This is a genomic window from Enterobacter cloacae complex sp. IR5418, from assembly GCF_049238105.1.
Taxonomy (GTDB): domain Bacteria; phylum Pseudomonadota; class Gammaproteobacteria; order Enterobacterales; family Enterobacteriaceae; genus Enterobacter; species Enterobacter hormaechei.
Map to the genome: position 1 here is coordinate 1 of NZ_JBMKHS010000075.1, position 3,052 is coordinate 3,052.

The window sequence follows — 3,052 nt, forward strand, 5'->3', positions numbered from 1 at the left end:
AAGGCTGCCTCATCGCTAACTTTGCAACAGTGCCTTTCGCCCTCATCCGGTTCATGACGGTCGGGCAGGGAGGCAATCTGAATATGGCGATACTGGCCGGCATATTCGGTAATAAGATGGCTTAAATTGCCGTCCACCTTCTGCGCGTGAAACAGATCTAACTGCACCGCCAGGTTCGGCCTGTCGACCCGTTTCACCATCGCCAGCGTCTGATATTGACTGTGGTAGAGATAGCCCGGTTTGGTCTGCGGATTCAGCGCTTCGATGAGTATCCGCTTGTCGTGGCGGGCAAAGCACTCCGCCGCGTAGCGCAGATTATCGATAAGCACGGCCTCGCAGGCTGCGCGATCCGCTCCCGGCGGCACCACGCCGGCCATGATATGCACCTGCGGGCAACCGAGCTGGCAGGCATACTCCAGCGCCAGCTCAATATCGCGTCGGGCCTCCGCGCTTCTCCCGGGGATGGCGGCGAGCCCCCATTCTCCGGCGTTGACGTCGCCGGGTGGGGTATTGAACAGCACCAGCTGCAGCTGGTTCTCCTGCAGGCGCTGTCTGATTTCCCCGGCGGCATACTCATAGGGAAACAGAAACTCAACGGCTTCAAATCCCGCCCGGGCAGCGGCGGCAAAGCGTTCCAGGAACGGCAGTTCGGTAAACAGCATGGATAAATTTGCAGCGAATTTTGGCATGGTTTTATCTCAGTTCTTTTACTTCGTCAGCGGTCAGGTAGCGGATCTCGCGGTTGCCGAGGGTAAATATCAGCCGTGCGGTCTCTTCCAGTTCCTCGGTATTGTTGGTGGCTTCGCGCAGCGATGAGCCAGTAACCACCGGTCCGTGGTTGGCCAGTAAAAAGGCGTTATAGCGGGGCGCCAGCCCGGCCAGCGCCTGGGCAATACGGTCATCGCCCGGCCGGTAGTAGGGAACCACCGGGACGTCGCCGACGCGCATCACCACATAGGGGGTAAAGGGGCGGATACAGTTGTGCGGATCGAGCCCCTGCAGGCAGGAGAGCGCGGTCAGATAGTGGCTGTGCAAGTGGACGATCGCCTTGCAGGCCGGGTTGTGCAAATAGACTGCCCGGTGAAAAGTGACCTCTTTCGACGGTTTGTCGCCGGAGATCCATTCTCCTTGCAGCGTCACCACCGACAACCGCTGAGCCTGCAGTTCGCCGAGGCAGGCGCCGGTCGGCGTCGCCAGCAGGTTGCCGTCCGGCAGCAGCAGCGACAGATTGCCAGCGGAGCCGGTGGCATAGCCGCGGCTAAATAACGAGGCGCCAATCTGCACCATTTCCTCTCGCAGTTGTTGCTCAGTCATGACGAAACTCCTGCTGGGCACGGGCAAAGAACTGGATATCGCCGAAGTTACCTGACTTCAGCGCCAGGGAGAGCGGCTGGCGGGTGTCACGCACCCAGGGCACGCCAGGGGAGATGGTCGGCCCAATATGGAACGCCTCAACCCCCAGGGTCTGCGCCACAATGCTCGACGTTTCCCCTCCGGCCACAATAAAGCGGGTAAATCCTTTCGCCTTCAGGGCGGCGGCAAGAGCGGCAAACAGCTGTTCCACCCGTTCGCTGCTGGCCTTGTCGCCATACTGCGCCTGGATCCGCTGCAGCGTTTGCGGCTCGGTGGTGGCATAGATCATCGGCGCCAGCGGCGCATCGCGCTGCGCGTCCACCCAGTCAGTCAGCGTCCTGACGTAGCTCTCCAGATCGGTAAAGCAGGCGCTTAAGTCGACGGCGCGGGCGGGGGCCTGTTGACGATAGGCCGCCACCTGGCTGTTGGTCATCACCGAGCAGGAGCCCGAGAGCACCACCGCCGGGCCGACCAGCGGCATGCCGGCCTGAGCGCTTTCACCCCGGGCGCCATGGCGCTGCGCCAAGTCGCGGGCGAGGCCGATGGCGAGGCCGGAACCGCCGGAGACCAGCTTCATCTCCCGCAGCGCCACGCCCTGGGTGAGCAGATCCTGTTCGCTGAGGGCGTCGAGCACCACATAGCGCACCGCCGGATCGTTGACTGCCGCCAGCGCGGCGGCGACCGCCTCCGGCCCCCGGGCGACAATCGGCCAGGCAATCAGCGCGGCTTTTCCGCGCCCCTGGCGCTCAATTAAGCGGCCCAGGTGCGCATCCTCCATCGGCGTCACCGGATGGTGGCGCATCCCGGACTCATTCAGCAGTTGCTCGCCGACGAACAGATATCCCTGATAGACCGTGCGGCCGTTAACCGGCAGCGCCGGGGAAATCACCGTCCGCGTCTCACCCAGCTCGGCCAGCAGGGCATCCAGCACCGGGCCAATGTTGCCCTGCGCGGTGCTGTCGAAAGTGGAACAGTACTTGAAATAAAACTGCTGACAGCCCTGGGCCTGCAGCCAGCGCAGGGCCGCCAGCGACTGGCTGACGGCCATTTCCGCCGGGCAGGAGCGAGTTTTCAGGCTGATGACCACCGCCTCGCTGGTCAGCGGAAGATCGCGGGTCGGCACGCCATTCAGTTGCACCGTCGGCATGCCGTTGCGCACGAGGAAGCTGGCAATATCCGTGGCGCCGGTGAAGTCATCGGCAATGACACCAAGCTGCATGTTGTCTCTCCTCACTGTTTATGGCCCGGCAGGGTGATGCCGTTGAAAATCTTGATCACCGCGCTGTCATCTTCCCGACCGAATCCGGCATTACTGGCGGAGGTGAACATATTCAGCGCGGTGGTAGCGAGCGGCAGCGGGAAGGTCAGCGCCCGGGCAGTGTCATTCACCAGCCCGAGATCTTTGACAAAAATATCGACAGCGGATTTTGGCGAGTAATCGCCATCCAGGACGTGCTGCATGCGATTCTCAAACATCCATGAATTACCCGCCGCGTGGGTGACCACGTCATACATCGTTTCGAGTGGGATCCCGGCGCGGGCGGCAAGCGCCATCGCTTCGGCGGCAACGGCGATGTGCACCCCGGCCAGCAGCTGATGGATAATTTTTACCGTCGAGCCAAGACCAATGTCGCTCCCTATGCGGTAGACTTTGCCGGCCACGGCGTCCAGCACCGGCGCGAGGCGGGCAAAGGCGGCA

At 62.5% G+C, this 3,052-nt stretch carries 4 protein-coding genes; all 4 read right to left on the reverse strand.

Annotated elements, in window-relative coordinates:
* Positions 1 to 689: TIM barrel protein (locus ACOTX7_RS23745; RefSeq protein ID WP_421626172.1), on the reverse strand; the 689-nt coding region annotated here is incomplete at its 3' end.
* A gap of 4 nt (positions 690 to 693) precedes the next feature.
* Entirely contained in the window at positions 694 to 1,314 is a 621-nt protein-coding gene (locus ACOTX7_RS23750; RefSeq protein WP_002210516.1) for an aldolase, read from the reverse strand.
* A complete protein-coding gene (gene otnK, locus ACOTX7_RS23755) occupies positions 1,307 to 2,572 on the reverse strand; it encodes a 3-oxo-tetronate kinase (RefSeq protein WP_002210515.1) in 1,266 nt (421 codons plus the stop codon). The genes ACOTX7_RS23750 and otnK overlap by 8 nt, the downstream gene beginning before the upstream one ends.
* Positions 2,573 to 2,583: 11 nt before the next feature.
* Positions 2,584 to 3,052: NAD-binding protein (locus ACOTX7_RS23760; RefSeq protein WP_421625539.1), on the reverse strand; the 469-nt coding region annotated here is incomplete at its 5' end.